This is a genomic window from Aureisphaera sp., assembly GCF_059726885.1.
In genome coordinates this window covers 2,488,463-2,509,086 of sequence record NZ_AP041051.1, presented here as the reverse complement: position 1 = coordinate 2,509,086, position 20,624 = coordinate 2,488,463, and the positions used below count along the sequence as shown (strand labels likewise).

The window sequence follows — 20,624 nt, the reverse complement described above, 5'->3', positions numbered from 1 at the left end:
ATCAAAAGTAAAAATACGATCTTTGTTCCCCAAGTTATGAAAGACATTTTCGGAAAAGCCTTACAGGACTATTGGAACGGGAACTATACGGAAGATCCCGTAACAGAAACGAATATATCTGAAGAAGATGTATTACCACTTCCCTATTTATTTCGTGAGTTTGAAGAGATGCCGGAATTGGAACGGGTAGCCCTTAAGCAAACCAAGGGTAAAACCTTGGATGTGGGTGGTGGAGCTGGAAGTCATTCTTTGTACCTCCAAAAAAAAGGAATGAACGTCTTTCTAATGGATATTTCTGAAGGTGCCATTGCCGTCGCGCGGAAAAGAGGTGTAACAAACGTCATACATTCTGGGCTACTGGATTATTCTGGGGAGCAATTTGATACGATACTACTTCTCATGAATGGGACGGGAATTTTTGAAACTGTAGCGAACACCTCAACGTACCTGAAACACCTGCGTTCTTTGTTAAAACCCAATGGGCAAATCCTTATTGATTCCAGCGATTTGCGGTATATGTTCGATACGACCGAAGAAGGTGGTATTTGGGTGCCTGCCGATCATTATTATGGGGAACTCCAATTTACCATTACCTATAAAGGGGAACAAAGCGAAACATTCCCATGGTTGTACCTGGATGCCCGTTTGTTTGAAAAACTAGCCTCAGAAAATGGATTTGATTTTGAAATGGTTTATGAAGGAGATCATTACGATTACCTTGCACGACTAACTATCGCGGACTATACCCACTCTTAACCAAGTTGCTCATTTTTGCAGCAAAAAGCTCACGACTCCAATGGGCAGAAATAGTACTGATATCCTCAGTCAACTCAGGTCGTTTACTTTCAATTTTTTTACCCAGATCGCTTTCGAAAAATGCAGTGATTTCGGCATTACCGTTTCGGTTTAGCATACCCTGTGTTGCCATCATTTCTTTGGCAGCATCTGAGTTGTACACTTCGTACATAGTATTAATCTCATCTTGGGTAAAGTGTTTACGGTAGGCGAAAGAAAGAAACCGAACGACCTCTTTCAAGCTTTCGGTTTTGTCTTTTTGCAGCTCGACCCATTTAGAATCGGGCACATTGGCCGTTTGAAACTGTTTTTTAAGCACAGTGAACATTTCATCATAGGCCACGCTATATTGTTCATACGTACCATTAATACTCAAATAATTGATAATATCCTGTTGGTAATCGTCAACCTGAGCGTTTACGGAAAAACAAATGGACAAAAAAAGCGTTAAAAACAGAGACCTCATTTTTTGGGTTGATTTTTAAGAGTTAAGTTTGCTAAAAATACAAAATTCGCGCTATGAGGAGTTACTATTTTCGTGCCATTCTATTTCTTCTATCTTTCGTTTTCGTTCTAGGTTGTAAAAACGACGACGATGAACAGGTAGTGAACGATCCATTTGCTGAAAACAGGAAAGGGTTAGGAAGCTCTGCCGAAGAAATCCTAGGAAGTGACTTATATACAAGGTTAACCATAGAGTTAGCATATTCCACCACATTTGAACCGACGGAAATCGCAAAAACGAATTTCAGGAATTTTATTGAAGGACTGGTAAATAAACCAGGAGGTGTCAATTTTGTCGAGACTCCCATTCAAGATCAACCAGGAGCCCCCTTTAGTATCGAAGAAATCAGAAATATCGAGGACGACATTAGAACGCAGTATACCGAAGGAAACAATTTGGCCGTTTTTGTATTTTTCTCCAATGGGCGTTCTTCTAATGACACAGAGACAACGGTTACTTTAGGAACCGCTTATAGAAATACTTCAATGGTCATTTATGAAACCACCCTAAAGGCATTGACCCAATCCGATCCGGAACTACTTCCCATTTTGGAAAGTACGGTTCTTAACCATGAATTTGGGCATATCCTTGGACTCACCAACATTCTGGGTGATGACATTCATCAAAATCATGAAGATCCTGCAGCCGAAAAGCATTGCATAGTAGATAATTGCCTTATGTATTTTGATGCTACCAATGTAGGAAGAAGTACCCTTCAGCGATTCATGCAGCGGGCCATGGTCCCAGAATTGGATCCACTTTGTACTGCCGATATTCAGGCCAAAGGGGGTAATTAATTTGCTTCGAATACCTTTTCGCCACCTACGTAGGTTGCTAAAACCTTGGTTTGGTGAATATCGCTTTCTTCACAGGTCATAATGTCCCTATCCAGAATGACAAAGTCTGCAAATTTACCAGGCTCTAGACTCCCTTTTTCGGTTTCCTCAAAATTAGAATAGGCGGCCCATATGGTCATTCCCTTTAAGGTCTCTTCACGGGACAAGGCTTCTTGCGAACGAAAACCTCCCTCTGGATAATTCTTTAAGTCCTTCCTGGCCACGGCTGCATAAAATGTATGCATCGGATTTACTTTTTCCACCGGAAAATCAGTACCCAAGGCAACGATGCCTGCTTTATTTAAAAGTGTCTTATAGGCATAGGCTCCTTTAATCCGTTCACTCCCAACGCGATCTTCGGCCCAATACATATCGCTTGTGGCATGCGTGGGTTGTACACTAGGGATGATGTTTTTGGAAAAATAATCGAAATCTTCCAACGCCACCACCTGTGCATGTTCTACCTTCCATCGGGCGTCACTTTTATCTTTCAGTGCAGCTTTATAAGCTTTCAGAACAGAAACATTGGCAGAATCGCCAATGGCATGCGTATTCATTTGATACCCCGCATCAGATATTCTTACAGCCAAGGCCTCCAATTCGTTCATAGGAGTAATCATAGCACCAAAATGCCCATCCTTATCACTATAGGCTTCTTTAAGGGCAGCTCCTCTCGATCCCAATGCTCCATCGGCATATACTTTTACAGAGCGTACATTTAAGCGATCCGTTTTCAGAATTCCCTTAGCCAAAAAATGATCTAAATTCTCTGGGTAGTTGGCCGCCATAGCATATACCCTAATCTTCATTTCTCCCTTTTGTTGAAGCTCATCGATAAGTTCGATTACTTCCCGGCTAAGTCCTGCATCGTTAATGGTTGTGAGTCCTAATTCGAAACATATACTTTCCGCATCTTTCAAGGCACTGGTGTTGTAGGCCATGGTCACTTGTGGAATCGTATTGCGAACCAAAGACATGGGACTATCTATAAGAATACCACTGGGTGTCCCGTCTGCCCCTAGTACCACTTCCCCACCATCCATTTTGGTTTCTGAAGTCACACCAGCCATTTCCAGCACTTTGCTATTTACCCAATAGGCATGACCATCGATTCGGGTTAGTGCCACGGGCACATCTGGAAAGAGGGAATCTAAATCTTCTTTGGTTGGAAAATTCTTTACCTCCCAATCATTCTGATCCCAACCTCGCCCTAAAATGTAACTACTATTTTTCTCTTTCTGAAAGGCGGCAATCCTACCCAAAATCTCTTCCTTACTTTTGGTTCCAACAAGATTTACTTGTTGCAAGGTCACCCCAAGATTGTATAAGTGCGCATGGGCATCGATAAGTCCCGGAAGTACCGTTTTTCCTTCTGCGTCCACCAAATTTCCGGTGTACTTGCCCATCATCTCTTCATCACTACCGACAGCTATTATATTACCATCTTTTATAGCCATAGACTCTGCCATACTAAAGCTTTCATCTACGGTATATATTTTTGCATTTGTCAACAACAAATCCACTTCCTCTTTCTCCCCACAGGAAGCAAAGGTTAAAGCAATGATTAGAATTAAAAAGATGGATGGTCTCATACGAATTGGTTTTCCGTAAAAATACAGGAATAAATGCGAAAAGGAAATTCTTGTATTGGATTGGGAAAACCTTTAAAAAAAGAAAAGCACTCTCAGACCCAAGAATGCTTTTCCCCATTAAACTTTAAGTTTATTCCTTTCCCTATGAAATTTATTGTTTAGATGCCTAAAATCAATAAGCGTTGCTTCTAATTCCAATCAAATTTATAAGTAGCGCCCAAAAGCCCCTGAATCCCCTGTACGGGATAGAATAACCATTTTTGATAATCATCGTTCAAGAGGTTACTTCCTTTCACAAATACCGACAAACGATCATTTATCCGATAACCCAAATTAACGTTTGCATCCAAATAGGCATCTAAGGTGACAACCGTCGCGAAAGGTTCGAACGGAACACCTGCTTGTGTACTGCTAAAGAACTCTTCCCGTTTGCCCACATAGAATAGGGAAACACCTCCATAAATTTTTTCTGTAATGCTGAAATTGGAGAAAACGGAAGCCGTCATATCTGGAAGGTTCCAAGCCTCTGCCTGCGAATTGGTCGTGTATTCGTACAAATTGGCATTCACCCCAAGGGAGAACTTTTCGGAAACATCTATTTTTAACTCCCCGAAAATATCCAAGGTGTTAATATCGTCATAGACCAAACCATAAGAGTTGCCGTATTCATAGCCTTCCAATGTAAGAATCCGTCCTTTGTAAGGGTTTATTTGGAACAAGGGCTTGTCGTCTTCCTTCCCATAGGACACCCGCAGGTTGTAGCCGACAGAATTGGATAGCTTTCCCTTTAGTCCACCAAATGCATTGTACAATTGACTGGTAGGCATAATGGGCAAGGTGGGCGATACAAATGGATTATCTGATGTTAACTGATAATAGGTATTTTGGCGGAGTCCACCTTCTGCACCTCCGTAGGCAATCAGTAGTTCATCCACCAATCTGTAAGAAGCATATATCTGTGGATAAATAAAGAAATTGGTTTCGCTGGCTTCGGTATTTAGACCCAAAACCAAGGACGCCCCAAGGGACAAGGTCAAATCCTTATTTACATACACCAAGTAAGGCGTTACACCCGCATTTAAATACCCATAATCTATACCCATATCGGCATCTAAGTAACTTCGGTCGAAACTTCCTGTTAGATAGTCTAGATCCCCTTTCACATTTACATTGAATTCTGAAATGGGTATCATGAATTCCGGACTTGTTTTGAAATGGATTTCAGAAGTGGAGAAACTGTCACTTGTAAATCGCAGACTTCCCGTTGCCTTTTGGAAAACCCCTTCTGAAAGTGCAATATCCCCAGCTACATAAATGCTCAAAAAAGACTGCTGTGCATCTATGGCTGAAAGCTCCTCAATTGTAAAGTCATCTGCAATTCCATTGAGTCCATACCAGTTAAAAACCTGATGCTGTACCCCTGCATCAATTCCGAAAGAGATGTCCTTTTGCCTACTGGTATAATTCCCATCCAACTGGGTATCGTAGTATTTATTATCTAACAAAATATCGTCTATACCTCCCTGGGAAGAATTATGACGGAAGAAAAAACCTGCGTTATCTGTCCTGCTTATTTGAAAGTTGCTGTACAATTCGCCCAAAATAGCAGTATAATTACCGAACCCAAGTGTCGCATAGTTATCATACAATTTCATGGGCTTGGCCTTCTCTACGGTTGCCGCAGTTCCTTTGGCAGGTGTAAAAGTTGAGGCAACCGGGACAGAGAAAATATTATAGGATACTTTCTTTTTTGTTACGGCCACCGAATCATTTAAGACAGGCGTTTCTTTCACTTTGAAAGCATCGCTCACACTGGGGGTGTATGGTTTGACAATATTGACCACCTCGGTTCCTAGATCTTTTTCTTCATCCACTTGGGCCATACTCACTGTAGGCAAAATAAGTAGTACGATTAGTAAAGGAATTCTTGAAATGCTATGAAACATATACATAGGTTTTGTTAAAATAAGAATTGGGAGGTTAGTTTCCGTCTGTTTCTACAGATGAGTTTGTTTTAGACTCAGCGGCCTTTATGACGGCTAATTCAGATTGTGCTTCTTCCACCACATCAGGGTATTCGGCAAAATTACTGACGACACTTTCCAAAATATAGGTGGCTTGAAAGGCATCTTCAAGAGCATAGAAATTCTTAGCCATCAGCACCAGGCCTTTCGCTCCAAAATACTTGTAACCAGAATAGTCCTTTGCCAATTTTTGTATGGACGCGTTGGATCCTTCGAAATCACCTTCTTCATTTTTAAAATACGCCTCATAGAACAGGGCTTCTGCCGCTAATTTACCCGATGCCATCTTAGCTACTTCTGCATAGGCACTCTTTGCCTTTGCTTCCTGTCCGGTTTCCATGGCAGAACGGGCAATAATAATGTGGGCATCGCTCTTTATAGAATTGTCTACCTTGTCATTATCCAGCACTTTTTCTGCCGATACAACCGCTTCATCATATCTCTTTAGTTCATAGCTAGCTTTCATACTGTTGGTTTGCGCAAATACCACATTTTGTGGAAAGTCTGCTTCCACTTCCAACCGCTTTAAATACTTCAACGCATTTTCATAATCTTTTTGCGCGAGATACAATTCAGAAATTCTTGCCAGTGCCTGTTCGGTAAATTCACTTCTATCTTTGTCCACAACATATTTGTAATGCGGAATGGACCGTTCTTTATCGGTTTCACCAAAATAAAGCTGGGCTAAATAGAAATTGGCCTTTAGTGCATGCTTACCATTGGGGAAATCATTCAAATACGTTTCGAATCGACCCATGGCCTGTCGCATTTTGTTCTCTAAATACGGGGTTTCTGCTGCTTGATAGGTAGCATCGTCCAATTCGGAATCTTCTACTTCAACAAAATCCAAGGTACTTACCCAGTCCGCATAATCGCTTACTCGACCTTGATCTATATATATGATTTTCGCAGATGAAACAGCTTGCAAGGCCTCGTTAGAGGAAGGATAGGTGTTGGCGACTTTCTTAAAAATGGAAAGTGCTTCATTGCTCATTCCTTCATTATCCAATATCAGTGCTTTTTTCAAAAGTGCTTTTGGCACGTAACTGCTTGCAGGAATTTCCCTTTCAAGTTGGTTATACGCACTAATGGCCGCATCGGTTTCGTCCTTGGACAAGTATGTATTTCCTAATTCGTACAAGGCATCATCCCTGTAAATGGATTTCGGGTACCTAACTCCAAAAGATTTAAGTCCTTCCAATTTACTGTCGTTTCTGTCTACAAAACCGTAGCTTATTGCTTTTTGAAAGGCGGCATAATCACCATCTGGGGATCCGCCTTCGATCGCTTTATTATAACTTTCCATCGCTGGCCAATACTGACTGCTCACAAAATGACTATCCCCAAGCCTAAGGTGGGCGTCATTCCTGCGTGCCATATCCTGGGAGGAAGATTCTAGGAAGAGCGTATAATTGGTTATGGCATTGCTGTAATCTTGAATCTTGAAATAATTATAGGCGAGATTGTATCTGCTATTCTCGTATTCCGGTGTTTTATTGGCCTGCGGTAGTTGCAAAAATTGCTTGTACCCTATTAGGGATTGCGCAAAATTAGAATCTTGGTAGTCACTTTCCGCTTTCCAGAATGTGGCCCTAGCGGTAAAAACGGGATCATAAGGTTCCTTTAAGGATTTATTGAACAAGTCAACAGCTTCCTCGTAATTGCCTTCGGAATACAATTCCAATCCCCTATAAAACGCCACCTTTTGGTAAGCTTTTTTATTATTGAACGATTTATTGTTTTCCAGCAAGTCCAATGCCGCCCCATAATTTTTGGAAGTGATATAGGAATCTATCAACAAATCTTTTAATTCCTCATTATTGCCATTTTCGGGAAACTTTTCCAAAAAGGAGGATATAACTTGTGGAACACTCTCAAAACTATTCCCTATCTCATAACTCAATTTGGCATAATTAAGCCAAGCATCTTCCTGAATTTGTGGTGAAAAGTCCATTTCGGAAGCATTTCTGAAAGCATTTAGGGCTTGTTGTTTTTTACCCAGCTTTAGGTAACTCTCCGCTAAGTGGTAATAGGCATTCTGTGCCACAGAATTCCTCCCATCGACAATTTTATTGAACTCGCCTACAGCTCCCTCATAATCCCCCTGTTTGTAATAGGCATAGCCCAATTGATAATAATCGGTATTATTCCATCGTCCCCTTTTTCCTTTGTACTCCTTCAAATAAGGAATGGACTCTGCATACTGCTCCAGGTTGAAATAGCTTTCACCGATGATTTTTGACAACTCACTTTTTTCTGGTGGCTTGGCATTTTCATATTGTTCCTTTGCCAGATCTATGGCCTTCTGAAAATTACCAAGCTTGAAGTTCATGTCAGCCTGGTAATAACTCAATCCTTCCGCATAACGTTCCTCTCCCTGCACCTGCTCGAACAATTCGGTGGCCTCTTGGTAATTGTCTCCTTCGTATTCAATAAAGCCCAAGTAATACTTGGCTTGTGATCCATATTTTTCGGAATCGCTTACCCTATTAAAGTATTTCTTTGCCTCATTATATCGTTTGTTCTTGAAATAAGCATATCCATTGTTAAAGTAATACCGCTCTATTTCACTTCTTCCCAAACTGGCCTCGTCTACTTTATCGTACCATTTACGTGCATAGGAGTACTTTCCGTTTTCAAAATAATAATTGGCCACATTAATGTAGGCATCATTCTTTTTAATACTCGTGGGATATTCCTCAACGAAGGCTTCCATTAGGGCATCTGCGTTCTGCTGGTTCAACCGAACGGCGCAATTGGCTACATAATAGGCCGACTCCCCCTTTATGGTAATATCATTGGAACTCTTTTCTATCTTGGCAAAAAGAGATTGGGCAGCCAAAAATTGACTGCTATTGTACAATTCGATTGCTTTGTTGTACTCTTGGAGATCGTTCGTATAAATGGCCGTTTGTTGAGCCATTACAGTACAAAAAAACAATGTAAAAAAAGAAGTGAAGATTAAGTTCTTGGACATCATGACAGGGTTTTGGGCATGTCGGGTACTTCGATAATAACGGTTTTATTTTCTAATCCGTATGTTTGGCAACTGTAAAATATAATTGAGCGAAAAAATACTTTATTTTTAAACTCACGTTGAAAGAATAATCGTTTTCTTATGAAGAATCTACTGTTAATAGTTTTGGCCATAGGCGTAACTAGCTGTACTGCACAAAGAATGACCCTTACCAATATCACCGAAAAAAACGGAAAAATTGGAATTGGTACCACAAACCCGGATGAATTGCTCACGGTAAAGGGAAAAATCCATACCCAAGAGGTCATTGTTGATTTAAAAGGAGCTGTAGCGCCCGATTATGTATTCGAAAGTTACTACGAGGGTTCTTCCCTTCTGAATCCGGATTATAGGTTGCCATCACTCACCGAGCTGGAAAATTATGTGAAGTCTCACCACCACCTTCCCAATGTTCCCTCTGCCCAGGAAATAGATAAGGAAGGTTTGTCGTTAAAAGAAATGAATTTGCTATTATTGGAAAAAGTGGAGGAACTTACCCTCTATACCTTGGAACAGCAAAAAGAGATAGAAACCCTGAAGAAAAAAGTAGCAGAGATATCCAAATCAAATTAGTAAAAAAACTACATTCGCCTAAACTAAACCAGATTATGTCACAACCTGTTTTGTCCCTTAAAGATGCTTCCATTTACCAAAGGGAAAACCTCATCCTTTCAGATGTATCCGTAACCATAGATAAGGGAGAGTTTGTATACCTAATTGGTAAAACCGGAAGTGGTAAAAGTAGTTTCATGAAAACACTGTATGGCGATCTGCCTCTGGTTGAAGGGGAAGGTGAAATTGTTGGATTCGATTTACCGGAATTGAAGGAAAAGGACATTCCTTTCTTGCGCAGGAAATTGGGTGTGGTATTTCAGGATTTCAAGTTGTTAAATGACAGAACAGTAAAGGAAAATCTTCTGTTTGTGCTAACTGCAACAGGTTGGAAAGAGAAAGCCGAGATGGATGCCAAAATTGATGAAGTATTGGATAAGGTAGGCATGAAAACCAAAAGTTTTAAATACCCCTATCAATTATCAGGAGGTGAACAGCAACGGGTTGCTATTGCAAGAGCACTTCTCAATGATCCTGAATTAATCATTGCCGATGAACCTACAGGTAATTTAGATCCGCAAACCAGTGTGGAAGTTATGGAGGTGCTTCAGGAAATCAACAAGAATGGCAACACCATTCTCATGGCCACACATGATTATGCCCTTATTTTGAAATATCCCGCAAAAACGCTAAAATGTGATGAAAACCAGGTATTTGAAGTAGTTCAAAAAACGGTCTAGAAGATTTAGTCCTGCATAATACTTGGATCACGCAGTATCAAATCACATTGCTTTTCAATTGTAGGGTCTATAGCCAAACGAATACTCCCTCCGTGATTAGGTTTTAAATGGGTATTGGCTCCAATAACAATGCTATTTTTGGCTTTCACTTCTAATGTTGCCGAGTCCCTAAATTTTTGATCTTCTAATCTAACTTCTTTGGAAAGTGCTGTTAGTTTAAAATTCCATCTGGAAAAATCCTGGTTTCTTATATAGGCTGTTTCCCTTTCGTTGTATAGTTGATATACCATTTCGACCGCATTGCCTGTCTGTAAAATACCCGCTCCATACTTGCCCCTAAACCGTCTATTTGCTTCTACATGATCTATATTAATCGATGTCATTTTCAATATACTTTCTACCTCATCAATGGGAAGGCAAGGATACAAGGAATACATTAACCCAATGGTCCCACTAACTAACGGGGCTGCTGGAGATGTTGCCTCGTCACCTATGTATTCAATGGTTTTTTCACGTTCATACTTAGAAACACGGAATACTCCGACACTAGGCGCTAAAATATCTACCTTGTCATTCAAATTTGCCGTAGAAGTGGCCCAAATTTGATGATCCTTACTAGGATCGTTATCTTTAAATCCTACCGTTCTCCCCAAATAACCCCATATGTTCTCTGCATAGTAATTACCCTTGGCGTCCATTTTTACATTGTCCTGTACATTGGGATACTTGTACATAACCGTGCTTACTGAAATAACATTGTCATAGGAAGCCGGATAATATGGTTTAAGACCTTTGGTCACTTTCCATCCCTTATTACCAGAAGAACCAACGATAATTGATCCATTACCGAATATCTCATTTACCTTTTCCTGTTGTTTTTTAACATAGGTAAATGCAGACCAACTACAATTGATGATTTTCGCACCTCGTTGTGCCATTTCTTCTACATGACTTAGATTAAAGCCAGCTGTAAACACCCCACAATCGAAACACACCCCAGGAATGCCATTGGCATTATTGCCTTTGGCGGCGGCATACGATCCCACTCCAATGCCGTGTCCCTTTGCAAATGGGGCTTTTTGCACGAGTTTTGTTTTTCCTTCAAATTCTTTATTTGCCACATCAATAGCCCCATCGGAAATACCAATGATCACTTCTTGGCGTCCAGTTGTATAATACCATGCCTTCGGAACCCCAAGAAAGTCCATATAATCCAAATTAACCTGAAGCCCTAAGTTCTCACCAATGGTACTTGTTAAACCATAGTCATTTGGTTCGTATATTTTCTTGTCTTCATCCGGTATTATTTCGCCAGATGAAAATACGTGAGAGCCATTTTTTAATATATCTGCTAGAAAACCCTTGGAATTTACCCTTACAAAATAGGTTCTATGAAGGTTATCCTTGGTAGCATTTCGTTGGGTCTTCTTAAACTGATAGATCTGGTATTTATTCAAAACCTGTGATAAGGCATCGTCATTACCCGCATATACCACATCATTGCCAGCAGTTTTGAAAGCAAGCGTTAGGGTATCATGAGTTCTAAGGTAGAACCATTCCGAATCGTATTGACCGTAGGAACAAGTCACGATAAAGCAAAAAAGTAGCGATAGTTTAAGAAGCTTCATTATTATTCGTCTTCCTTTTTATAACGGTGTGGATTTTCCCGAATTCCTTTTTTAAATATTTTGCGTACCATCATACGCAATTTGGCATCGGTGCCCAGAATAAAATCCTTGAATTTCTCACCTGGCCTTGCCCTAAAGCTTGTTACATGAAATGTATCATCTTCCCGTAAAGGGGTTTTCGAAAAATAGTAATTGGACACACAGCATCTTTCACCATTAGTAACTACCGGACTTACACTATGCCATGATTTTTTATGTGTTGCCATTACGGCCAACCTGTTATATCTACTGTGCAATGTGATTTGTGGATTTTCCAATCCTCCCGGCCAAACTTCTAGATGTCCCCCATACTCATCTTCCCAATTGGGTGTTACATAGTATAACAAATTCAGAATACGCCATCTGTCCCGATCTTTATCATGTGAATTGTCCAAATGTGGGTTCAGATAGTTTCCTTCTGCCATCAGGGAGATTCCACCAGCGTACAAGTTCTCATCCGGCTCTAACTCATCAATAGCACATACCTCACCTACCAGTTTTACAATACGCTTATCCTGAAAAGCATAAATAGCCTTTTCTAATAAAGGATTATACTGATCCATTTGAGCAGCCACGTATTTATATTCCCTCAGGCTCTTTTTACGAACCATTTCTTCCTTTTTCGGAAAGGCTTCATAAATTTCCTTCACCATCGATTCGGGTAATAGGTCATCCACAAAAAAATGGCCGATACCCTCTCGGGAATTCGCAAACTGCTCCGCAATTCTTTCCTTTTCTTGGTTTAACCTATCGAAAATTATATCAGCAATGGCTTTGGTCTCCATATATTCCTTCTCTTTGTGCCCCTAAAATAGTTTAATTATAAAACATAAATACAACCAAAAGCCTATTTTTGTATCTCTTTCTAGCTATGCTGTCAATTCTCATCCCTACATACAACACGAACATACTTCCACTTGTGGAAACTATTCATCAACAATGTAAAAAGGTGGATTATGAATTCGAAATCATTGTGGCCGATGATGCTTCTACAGAAAATACGCTTATACAATTTAATGCAAAGATTGATGAATTGGAACACTGCAGGTTGGTGAAAAATGAAAAAAACCTGGGGCGTACCGCCACCAGAAACCATCTAGCTAAAAATGCGAAGTACGATTGGCTTTTATTTCTCGATGCCGATGTAATGCCCAAGTATCCTGACTTTATTGAACGTTTTGCCCTGGATAATCATAAGGATTCCTCAATTATTTTTGGAGGTGTCGATTATCATAAAACCAAACCGGAATTAAAGGAAGTACTTCGTTGGAAATACGGCAGTGACCGCGAAGCAAAATCTGTAAAGGATCGTCTTAAAAACCCCCATTTTATTATATCGCAAAATCTACTCATACGAAAAGAGGCCTTTTTTAAGATAAATCTAGTATCAGAAAACAGGTATGGACTGGATAATATTGTTTCCTATTTCATCTATAGAAATGGATTGGAAGTTACCCATATTGACAATCCAGTTTATCATTTAGGATTGGAGAACACCCAAACCTTCATAAAAAAGTCCATTGAATCATTAGAAACCAGTCTTCATTTTCATAATGACGGAAATTTTCCAGAAGATTTCAGACCCGTCCAACGATTGTACCTTAAGCTCAGAAAATGGGGTGGTTTGGGGATTTTCAAAAGTGTTATGAAAAGGTTCGAAGGACGAATTGAAAAAAACCTATATTCAGATAATCCAAACCTTAGATGGTTCGACCTATATCGTTTGTATCATTACGCTTTGTTAAAAGATAAATTGAATGCCTAGGTTTTCAGTCGTCATACCGCTTTTCAATAAGGAAAATTATATACAGGACACCCTAAAAAGTGTGCTGAATCAGACATTCGATGATTTTGAAATCATTGTTATAAATGACTGCTCTACGGATTCCAGTTTCGAAAAAGCCAAGGAAATTAATGACCCAAGAATCCAATTTTTAGCGCATTCCGAAAATAAAGGCTTGTCTGCCTCCCGAAATACCGGAATAAGGGCAGCAAATGGAGATTATATTGCTTTTTTGGATGCGGATGATCTCTGGAAACCTTCCTTTCTGGCCACCATTCAGCAACTCATCACTATATATCCTAATGCGTCCCTTTATGCCACCAAGTATGAGGTAGTCCTAAAAAGCGGAAGGATCATAACCCATGATTTCTCGATTCAAGGCATACAAGAACACGGCATAGTAACGAACTTTTTCGCAGCGAACCTTAATCAAAACTTCTATTATCCATCCTGTTTATGCGTGAAAAAAGAGGTATTCGAAAATGTGGGATATTACAACGAGGACATACGCTTTAGTGAAGATGTTGACTTCAACATTAGAGCGCATGCCGTGTACAAAATGGCATACCATTCGAATCCATTGGTGCAATATGCATTCGATTCGGAAAACCAGATTACCCAGAAAGGTTTAGGTGACAAAAAAATACCTGACTATGATGATTACGAAGCTCAATTTCCAGATAGGAAGGATATAAAAAAGTACTTAGACTTTCAACGCTACGTAAAGGCAAAAATGTACAAATTGGGTGGTGACAGAAGCAATTATGACCGACTGGTAGCCGGCATAGACACCAATAACCTGAACTGGAAGCAAAAACTATTGTTAAAAATGCCGAGAGGCCTATTGCACTTTTCCCACCAAACAAAGTTGAGGCTACAGAATTTGGGATTCTCAATGAACAGTTACGGGAAATAGTCCCTAGTCGATGTTAAGAAGCTCAAGCCACTGTTGGCCTATATGCTCCATCGCAAATTGATTCACACTAGTCTTGGCGTTACCCTTACAATGTTCATATACATCTTTGTCGTTTACCAATCGGTTTAGACCTTCTTTCATAGCATCCTTATCTTGATTTTTTATAAGGAGCCCATTCTCTTCGTGCAAAATTATTTCACTGGGACCAGACTCACAATCGTAAGCTATAACTGGTGTCCCCAAGGCTAAGCTTTCAATAAGCACATTGGGAAAACCCTCAAATTTACTGGTCAAAGCAGTGACAAATGCATTTTTGAAATAGGGAAACGGGTTTTCTTTGAATGAATAAAAATGGACTACGTTTTCCAACTTCAGTTGAGATACCAATTCCTCATACCCCTTCCTGTCCTCTCCTTCCCCAACCAATACCAAATGCATTCCTCGTTCCTTAGCATTCGATTCATTATAGGCATGAATTAAATGATCGAACTGTTTAATTCCACTTTGCATTCTACCAATTCCAAGTATATACGGAAAGGGTAATGCTGAATCTTCTTGTGATAATACTTCTAAAGCCTGAAAATCCAATCCATTATATATAGTGGTTACATTAGTATACCCATAATCGGTTTCAATTTTCTGCTGAAGGGCTTTGGAAACAGCTACAAGGGCATGGGACTTCTTATAGATCCGAGCGGCTTTTTGTGGGTTGTTTGGAAAATAATAATCGGTATTGAAGCTCCTTATACTCATAACATAGGGTGCTTTGTACACCCAATTGGCTATAAGGCTTTCCTGAAAGAAATTCTTCTTTACTCGAAAATCTATGATATAATTGAAGTCTTCCTTTTTTAAATACTTGCGCAAGGCAATGAGCCGTTTCAGTTTGTTGAACACATCATTGGAGGCATTCTTGAGCAATCCCAAGTTGAATATTTTTCCCGCATATGGATAGGTAATCTTATCGCTCACCAAAATATGATGCACCTCTACGCCGTTTGCATCCAGGAACATGGACAACCTTGCCTGGGCTTTTTCAGCACCACCGCTACTTAAGGAATTGCCCACCAAGGCAATTTTATATTTGGGTTGTCCCATGCGTTTAAAAACTTAACTTTGGAACAAATATAACTTTTATGAAAGTTTTATTATTGGGTGAGTACAGCCGTCTTCACAATAACCTTAAAGAGGGCCTAATTTCCTTAGGACACGAGGTGACTTTGGTGGGTGATGGCGACGGATTCAAAAATTTTGATGTAGATATATCGATTCGCCCGAGCTTCTTCACACTACCCGTGATTGATTTTTTCAGAAAGGCAATCTTTGGAATTTTCAAATTCGATTTGTTAACCCTGGAAAGGGGATTAAAATTCTGGCAAAAACAAAAACATTTTAAGGGGTACGATGTCGTGCAATTCATAAATGAAAAACCGATTAAAACCCTTCCTTGGCTGGAAAGAAAATTAGTAAAGAACATCTTTAAAAACAATGGAAAGGTGTATTTGCTTTCTTGTGGTGCGGATACATTTGTGGTAGAGTACCTATTGACCAAAAAGCCCAAATATTCCATACTTACCCCCTATTTTGAAGATCCCTCTTTAAAACCATCGGTACAGTACATTTTGGATTATGCCAAGGGAAGTCACCAGAAGACCCACAGGTTGTTGATGGAAAATGTGGAGGGAATCATCGCTTCCGATTTCGACTATGTGTTGCCATTGAAAGGACATCCAAAATTCAAGGGGCTTATACCCAATCCCGTAAATCTGGATAATATAGCCTACAAACCACTGGCTATTGAAGGTAAAATCAATATTCTTTTAGGGATCAATCGCGGCAATATGTTCGCCAAAGGAGTTCCCTATTTTGAAAAAGCATTGAAACTCATTGAAACCAAATATCCAAGCGATGTAACCATTGTTACCGTGACCAATCTGCCGTACAAGGAATACATAGTTCATTTCGAGGAAGCCCATATCTTGTTGGATCAAGTATTTGGGTACGATCAAGGGTATAATGCCTTGGAGGCCATGGCTCGCGGCAAAGTGGTCTTTACGGGTGCAGAGGATGAGTTTTTAACCCATTACGGCTTGGAAGAAAATGAAATATGCATTAATGCCCTGCCAGATGTGGACGATCTAGTGTCTAAATTGTCCTGGTTATTAGACAACAAGGACATGATTCCAATTATTGGATCCAATGCTAGGAATTTTGTTGAAAAGCAACATGAGTACAAGAAAGTGGCTAAGAATTATGTTGCCACCTGGACTTCCTAATCTGCTTTGTATTTCAGAAAATCTTGATAGCTTCTAATATAGTCTTCTTCCAAAAACTCACCTGAAGAAAGTACCAAACATACTGACCCTGAAGAAAAATCGTCCAACTCCCTCCAAATACCGGTAGGTATGAGAAGCCCTTTATTTGGTTTATTCAAGGTGACCGATCTTTTATTTTCTCCATCATCCATAACCACAGTAAAGCTACCACTCACAGCGATCAACAACTCTAACTGGTCTATATGGGCATGACCGCCACGCGAAGCATCACTGGGCACATCGTACAGATAATAGACTCGCTTAATTGTATAAGGAACGACGTCTTTTTCTATCACAGCCAAATTTCCCCTAGGATCTTCGATTCTGGGTATTTCAATAATTCTGATATCGTCTGTACTTGTACGTGTCAATGTGTATAAATTTAGGATTCGAAAATCTTTAGGCTTTTTTCAATCTGTTCTTTTTCCCCTTCCCAATCCCGAGAAACGTGTTCCCTTAGCAACTTAGCGGGAATACCTCCAATCAAGATGTTCTCTCCCAACGGGGTATAGTCTTTATTGCATAAGGTATTGGATGCAATGGTACAATTATTCGGGGTTTTGGTCTTTTGCATGATCGTCACCCTATTGCTCACAAAATTATAGTCCCCTAACTGAATGGCTCCTTTCATGGGCAACTTCTCACCTGTTTGGGTATCGATCATCTGATGAAAATTGGTATCGATGAGTTGGCCTTGAGATCCAATTCTTGCATACGTCCCCAAAACAATACGATCGTAACAAATAATCGTTCCATTGGATGCCAAAGATGCCATATGTCCAAACTCGCAATACCCACTATCATGAATATAAATCACATAGTCCTTTCCAAACTGAGCATATCCCTTAAACACTAATTCACCCTGAAGGTTAATTTCGGCAATTCCCCTTTGTCGGGTATTCTTTTCATAGGCCTGGCCAAAACCAATCATTCCCTTTTTTACAGGACCCTCTATCGTAATTTTGCCCTTAAGACAGGTAAACTTTACACTACCGTAAAAAACAACAGGCAATTTACGGGCAATTCGAGAAGGAAACATCTTATAATTGAAATACCATGTTTTGATCCAATTCACAGATCGAATGATTTTCCATCGTTTCTTTAAGCGCCTGTATGTCCCTCTTAACGAACTCATTTTTTCCTAAAACGGTTTTTCAACAATCCCACTACATCCATTTTCTTATTCAATTGAATGAAAGAATAAATAAGTGAAATTATGATCAAAAGTACCAATAAACTGTACTTCCATAAAATAGTTCCCAAAAATGACGCTAAAAAAGCACCTGTACAAATGATAAGGCAACTAATGAAAACGGTATAAAAATCACTTTTAAAATAGAAACCGTATCTATAATAGGTGATGATTTGTATGGCAATAAAGTGAATGACGAAGTAGATTAAAAAACTGACCCCTAGCCCAAACAAGCCATAATAGGTATACCCAAGAATATTGAGCGTGAGCAATAAGGCATTAAATATAAAGGTTGTTTTTAAAAACAGATTGGAGTCTCCTTTCGCAATGATAATGTAACCCACTGAAAAAGAAACGGCTTTAAAAAACATGCCCATGATCGCCCAACTCACAAAAACAATGGTGGGATCGAACTCCCCAGAGTACAAAATACGAATGATCTGAGGCGCAAAGGCTATAAACACCACAATGATCGGTGAGATTAAAAGCAAAGCCACGTGAGCCTGCTCAAAAACGGTTTGTTGTATTTTCTTTATGTCGTCGATAATCCCAGACAATCGTGGGAAATAGTCGGTAGCCATGGCACTAAAAATCAATCCGACATAGGTATTAAGAATCACAAATCCAGCATTGTAAAACCCTACCTGATCCACTCCTCCCTTGGCACTTATATAAATTTGAAGAATGTAAGCTCCCAACAATGACATTAGGCCGCTAATGCTTAACATAATGCCTAGCCTTATCATACTCTTGCCTTCGGAAAATGCAGATTTAGTTCGAATCGAATCGACTTTAACCTGACTTTTCAGCACATAGTAGTGAGTAACCAGTACGCTCAAAAATGTGGCAAGTATTATGGCAGGTACAATAGCATCGATACCATAATAGTAATAGAGTGGTAAAGTGAGAATCAGTCCCAAAAAATTCCCTAACAAATTGGCTTTAGCCAATGCCCTGTGTCTTCGGATACCTTGAAGGATTGCTAACTTGGCGTTCGTCAATTGAATAAAAAGCAACGAAATTGCTACCCAAACAAATAGCAAAGTGTACTCCCTATTTCCAAAGGCTAATTCACTTAACCAAGGAGAGGTTAACATTATAAGTGCGGTTCCCGCGATCCCCGTAATCCAAGTAATTCGGCTTAAAATGGAAATGGTCTTCTGAATCCCTGCTAGATCCTGTTTCTCCCGTGCGTAGGATATATCCTTAACGGCGCTTTTGTCCATCCCAAGATTGGTAACGCCATTCACCATTTGTAAGGTGGACATGAAAAGACTGGCTATTCCCATTCCTTCTGCACCAATAAGCAAGGCAATAACCTTAGACCTAATCACAGCTATTAAGATGCTAAATACCTTTACTCCTCCAAAAAGGGAAGTAGCTTTAACAACTTCACGATATGATTCTTTTTTATCTTCCAAAATCTATGAAACCTCGGTTTCATCCCTTTTCTTTCTGAAATAGCGGTACACTAAGAATAGTACAACAACTAGATACACTATATAACGGAGTAAATGTCCTATCACTACTCCTTCCACTCCGTAAATGTTTACGAAGGTATAAGCAAAACCAAAAAACAGCCCTGTGGACAAGAGTTCTGTAAAAATAAAGGTCCTAACCAATTTCTTGGCAATAAACTGATAGGAGGCTACCATTGCCATAAGCCTAATGAAATCCCCTATAAGCTGCCATTTGAATAATGGTTCCAAGGCAGCCTTGTCGTGTCCAGGAAACACTAAATCTATAATAAAATCGCGTAGCAGGTACACCAATATCATGCCCACACCAAAAATGGGCAAAAGTGTTTTGTAAATTGTACGCAGTTCCTTGGTAAAATCCCCCTGGGTTTTAATCACGGCAAATTTTGGCAGTACATACATGGAAAAAAGCATGATAGAAAAGGACATATAGTTTTTGGACAAAGAGGTCATCGCTGTCCAAATACCAGAGCCTTCTTCAGAAATAACACGCACGATCACATTCCTGATTTCTATTTCCAAATAATTAAGAACTACTGTGGCGAAAAAAGACATTAAACTAAATGCCAATAAAGGTTTTGCCATCGGAATCTTAAACGACAATCGCTTAAATGGGATATACCGCTTTAGTTCCTTGAAGAATATAAGTACCAGTACCAAAAACTGAAAAAATGGGGTGATGGCAATCGAAAATAATACACCGTCCAAATTCTTATCGTACACAAAATAAAGGGTAAGCCCGGCCGATACTAGGTAGCTTATAAGGTCTATCTTAACGAATTTCTTGTACTGGGAAAGTCCATTAACAACCCCATTAAAAATACGCTGCAGCCCAATAAAGGGCACAATAATGGCTGTTATCTTAATGAGAAAGGTATAGTCCCGGCTTTGAAAAATATACTCACTAATGTATCCAGCACCGAAAAAGAGACCTAAAAACGATATTCCAACGGCACAGGACCAGAATACGAAGGTGGTTGAGAATACCTTTTTGAGCATCTCATTATCTTCCTTGAATTCGGCCACATACTTCACTATTCCATTAAAGACACCAAGCGAAGTGAGGGATGTGAGCATCTGGATGAGATTCCTCAACTGCCCCATTAGGTGAAAACCTACTTCCCCAAAATATAGACTGATCATCCTTTGGATAAAAAGCGAAATCCCCAGTCTAGTGAGGATTACGGGAGCATTTAAAGAAGTCATCTTTAAA

General features: G+C 39.7%; 18 protein-coding genes. 7 read left to right on the top strand and 11 right to left on the bottom strand.

What is annotated here, in order from left to right:
• The first annotated feature begins 36 nt into the window (after window positions 1-36).
• Window positions 37-756 carry a class I SAM-dependent methyltransferase gene (locus AC6JAD_RS11000; RefSeq protein WP_461305088.1) on the top strand — a complete coding sequence of 240 codons (720 nt, stop codon included), beginning with the start codon at window positions 37-39 and terminating at the stop codon, window positions 754-756.
• Here the strand turns inward: AC6JAD_RS11000 and AC6JAD_RS10995 are convergent.
• Window positions 731-1,261 (bottom strand): DUF2059 domain-containing protein, encoded by a 531-nt coding sequence (locus AC6JAD_RS10995; protein ID WP_461305087.1) that lies wholly within the window; start codon window positions 1,259-1,261, stop codon window positions 731-733. The genes AC6JAD_RS11000 and AC6JAD_RS10995 overlap by 26 nt on opposite strands.
• A gap of 53 nt (window positions 1,262-1,314) precedes the next feature.
• On the opposite strand from AC6JAD_RS10995, the gene AC6JAD_RS10990 reads away from it, so the two are divergent.
• Window positions 1,315-2,097 carry a membrane metalloprotease gene (locus AC6JAD_RS10990; protein WP_461305086.1) on the top strand — a complete coding sequence of 261 codons (783 nt, stop codon included), beginning with the start codon at window positions 1,315-1,317 and terminating at the stop codon, window positions 2,095-2,097.
• Here AC6JAD_RS10990 and AC6JAD_RS10985 read toward each other — a convergent pair.
• From AC6JAD_RS10985 to AC6JAD_RS10975, 3 genes are all read right to left on the bottom strand, one after another.
• Window positions 2,094-3,728: an amidohydrolase gene (locus tag AC6JAD_RS10985; RefSeq protein ID WP_461305085.1), complete on the bottom strand. Its 1,635-nt coding sequence runs from the start codon at window positions 3,726-3,728 to the stop codon at window positions 2,094-2,096. The two genes, AC6JAD_RS10990 and AC6JAD_RS10985, sit on opposite strands and share 4 nt — an antisense overlap.
• A 188-nt stretch (window positions 3,729-3,916) precedes the next feature.
• Window positions 3,917-5,674 (bottom strand): TonB-dependent receptor, encoded by a 1,758-nt coding sequence (locus AC6JAD_RS10980; RefSeq protein ID WP_461305084.1) that lies wholly within the window; start codon window positions 5,672-5,674, stop codon window positions 3,917-3,919.
• Between the two features lie 34 nt (window positions 5,675-5,708).
• Entirely contained in the window at window positions 5,709-8,729 is a 3,021-nt protein-coding gene (locus tag AC6JAD_RS10975) for a tetratricopeptide repeat protein (protein WP_461305083.1), read from the bottom strand.
• A gap of 141 nt (window positions 8,730-8,870) precedes the next feature.
• On the opposite strand from AC6JAD_RS10975, the gene AC6JAD_RS10970 reads away from it, so the two are divergent.
• Both AC6JAD_RS10970 and AC6JAD_RS10965 read left to right on the top strand, forming a co-directional pair.
• On the top strand, window positions 8,871-9,341 hold the full coding sequence (locus AC6JAD_RS10970; RefSeq protein WP_461305082.1) for a hypothetical protein: 471 nt from the start codon (window positions 8,871-8,873) through the stop codon (window positions 9,339-9,341).
• 35 nt (window positions 9,342-9,376) lie between these two features.
• Window positions 9,377-10,060 (top strand): cell division ATP-binding protein FtsE, encoded by a 684-nt coding sequence (locus AC6JAD_RS10965; RefSeq protein ID WP_461305081.1) that lies wholly within the window; start codon window positions 9,377-9,379, stop codon window positions 10,058-10,060.
• Between the two features lie 5 nt (window positions 10,061-10,065).
• Here AC6JAD_RS10965 and AC6JAD_RS10960 read toward each other — a convergent pair whose 3' ends face one another.
• Both AC6JAD_RS10960 and AC6JAD_RS10955 read right to left on the bottom strand, forming a co-directional pair.
• Window positions 10,066-11,688, bottom strand: coding sequence for a S8 family peptidase (locus tag AC6JAD_RS10960; RefSeq protein ID WP_461305080.1), 1,623 nt, complete (start codon window positions 11,686-11,688; stop codon window positions 10,066-10,068).
• A 2-nt stretch (window positions 11,689-11,690) separates the two neighbouring features.
• On the bottom strand, window positions 11,691-12,512 hold the full coding sequence (locus AC6JAD_RS10955; RefSeq protein ID WP_461305079.1) for a 2OG-Fe(II) oxygenase: 822 nt from the start codon (window positions 12,510-12,512) through the stop codon (window positions 11,691-11,693).
• A gap of 86 nt (window positions 12,513-12,598) precedes the next feature.
• Here AC6JAD_RS10955 and AC6JAD_RS10950 point away from each other — a divergent pair, with 86 nt between their 5' ends.
• Both AC6JAD_RS10950 and AC6JAD_RS10945 read left to right on the top strand, forming a co-directional pair.
• Window positions 12,599-13,492, top strand: a complete 894-nt coding sequence (locus AC6JAD_RS10950; protein ID WP_461305078.1) for a glycosyltransferase family 2 protein — start codon at window positions 12,599-12,601, stop codon at window positions 13,490-13,492.
• Window positions 13,485-14,426: a glycosyltransferase family 2 protein gene (locus AC6JAD_RS10945; protein ID WP_461305077.1), complete on the top strand. Its 942-nt coding sequence runs from the start codon at window positions 13,485-13,487 to the stop codon at window positions 14,424-14,426. The genes AC6JAD_RS10950 and AC6JAD_RS10945 overlap by 8 nt, the downstream gene beginning before the upstream one ends.
• Window positions 14,427-14,429: 3 nt before the next feature.
• Here AC6JAD_RS10945 and AC6JAD_RS10940 read toward each other — a convergent pair whose 3' ends face one another.
• On the bottom strand, window positions 14,430-15,524 hold the full coding sequence (locus tag AC6JAD_RS10940; RefSeq protein ID WP_461305076.1) for a glycosyltransferase: 1,095 nt from the start codon (window positions 15,522-15,524) through the stop codon (window positions 14,430-14,432).
• Window positions 15,525-15,562: 38 nt separating this feature from the next.
• Between AC6JAD_RS10940 and AC6JAD_RS10935 the strand changes: the two genes are divergently transcribed.
• Window positions 15,563-16,702 carry a glycosyltransferase family protein gene (locus AC6JAD_RS10935; RefSeq protein ID WP_461305075.1) on the top strand — a complete coding sequence of 380 codons (1,140 nt, stop codon included), beginning with the start codon at window positions 15,563-15,565 and terminating at the stop codon, window positions 16,700-16,702.
• On the opposite strand, the gene AC6JAD_RS10930 is transcribed toward AC6JAD_RS10935, so the two are convergent.
• The 4 genes from AC6JAD_RS10930 to AC6JAD_RS10915 are packed head-to-tail and all read right to left on the bottom strand — an operon-like array spanning window position 16,699 to window position 20,617.
• Window positions 16,699-17,112, bottom strand: coding sequence for a sugar 3,4-ketoisomerase (locus AC6JAD_RS10930; RefSeq protein WP_461305074.1), 414 nt, complete (start codon window positions 17,110-17,112; stop codon window positions 16,699-16,701). The genes AC6JAD_RS10935 and AC6JAD_RS10930 overlap by 4 nt on opposite strands.
• An 11-nt stretch (window positions 17,113-17,123) precedes the next feature.
• Entirely contained in the window at window positions 17,124-17,876 is a 753-nt protein-coding gene (locus AC6JAD_RS10925) for an acyltransferase (protein ID WP_461305073.1), read from the bottom strand.
• A complete protein-coding gene (locus AC6JAD_RS10920) occupies window positions 17,873-19,354 on the bottom strand; it encodes an O-antigen translocase (RefSeq protein ID WP_461305072.1) in 1,482 nt (493 codons plus the stop codon). Before AC6JAD_RS10920 ends, AC6JAD_RS10925 begins: the two co-directional genes overlap by 4 nt.
• Window positions 19,355-19,357: 3 nt before the next feature.
• Complete coding sequence (locus AC6JAD_RS10915) at window positions 19,358-20,617, bottom strand: O-antigen translocase (protein ID WP_461305071.1); 1,260 nt, start codon at window positions 20,615-20,617, stop codon at window positions 19,358-19,360.
• Window positions 20,618-20,624: the final 7 nt, after the last annotated feature.

Bases quoted from the DNA above. Each gene is read 5' to 3' on its own strand.
- AC6JAD_RS11000 (WP_461305088.1), top strand. From the start codon at position 37: ATGAAAGACATTTTCGGAAAAGCCTTACAGGACTATTGGAACGGGAAC.
- AC6JAD_RS10995 (WP_461305087.1), bottom strand. From the start codon at position 1,261: ATGAGGTCTCTGTTTTTAACGCTTTTTTTGTCCATTTGTTTTTCCGTA.
- AC6JAD_RS10990 (WP_461305086.1), top strand. From the start codon at position 1,315: ATGAGGAGTTACTATTTTCGTGCCATTCTATTTCTTCTATCTTTCGTT.
- AC6JAD_RS10985 (WP_461305085.1), bottom strand. From the start codon at position 3,728: ATGAGACCATCCATCTTTTTAATTCTAATCATTGCTTTAACCTTTGCT.
- AC6JAD_RS10980 (WP_461305084.1), bottom strand. From the start codon at position 5,674: ATGTTTCATAGCATTTCAAGAATTCCTTTACTAATCGTACTACTTATT.
- AC6JAD_RS10975 (WP_461305083.1), bottom strand. From the start codon at position 8,729: ATGTCCAAGAACTTAATCTTCACTTCTTTTTTTACATTGTTTTTTTGT.
- AC6JAD_RS10970 (WP_461305082.1), top strand. From the start codon at position 8,871: ATGAAGAATCTACTGTTAATAGTTTTGGCCATAGGCGTAACTAGCTGT.
- AC6JAD_RS10965 (WP_461305081.1), top strand. From the start codon at position 9,377: ATGTCACAACCTGTTTTGTCCCTTAAAGATGCTTCCATTTACCAAAGG.
- AC6JAD_RS10960 (WP_461305080.1), bottom strand. From the start codon at position 11,688: ATGAAGCTTCTTAAACTATCGCTACTTTTTTGCTTTATCGTGACTTGT.
- AC6JAD_RS10955 (WP_461305079.1), bottom strand. From the start codon at position 12,512: ATGGAGACCAAAGCCATTGCTGATATAATTTTCGATAGGTTAAACCAA.
- AC6JAD_RS10950 (WP_461305078.1), top strand. From the start codon at position 12,599: ATGCTGTCAATTCTCATCCCTACATACAACACGAACATACTTCCACTT.
- AC6JAD_RS10945 (WP_461305077.1), top strand. From the start codon at position 13,485: ATGCCTAGGTTTTCAGTCGTCATACCGCTTTTCAATAAGGAAAATTAT.
- AC6JAD_RS10940 (WP_461305076.1), bottom strand. From the start codon at position 15,524: ATGGGACAACCCAAATATAAAATTGCCTTGGTGGGCAATTCCTTAAGT.
- AC6JAD_RS10935 (WP_461305075.1), top strand. From the start codon at position 15,563: ATGAAAGTTTTATTATTGGGTGAGTACAGCCGTCTTCACAATAACCTT.
- AC6JAD_RS10925 (WP_461305073.1), bottom strand. From the start codon at position 17,876: ATGAGTTCGTTAAGAGGGACATACAGGCGCTTAAAGAAACGATGGAAA.
- AC6JAD_RS10915 (WP_461305071.1), bottom strand. From the start codon at position 20,617: ATGACTTCTTTAAATGCTCCCGTAATCCTCACTAGACTGGGGATTTCG.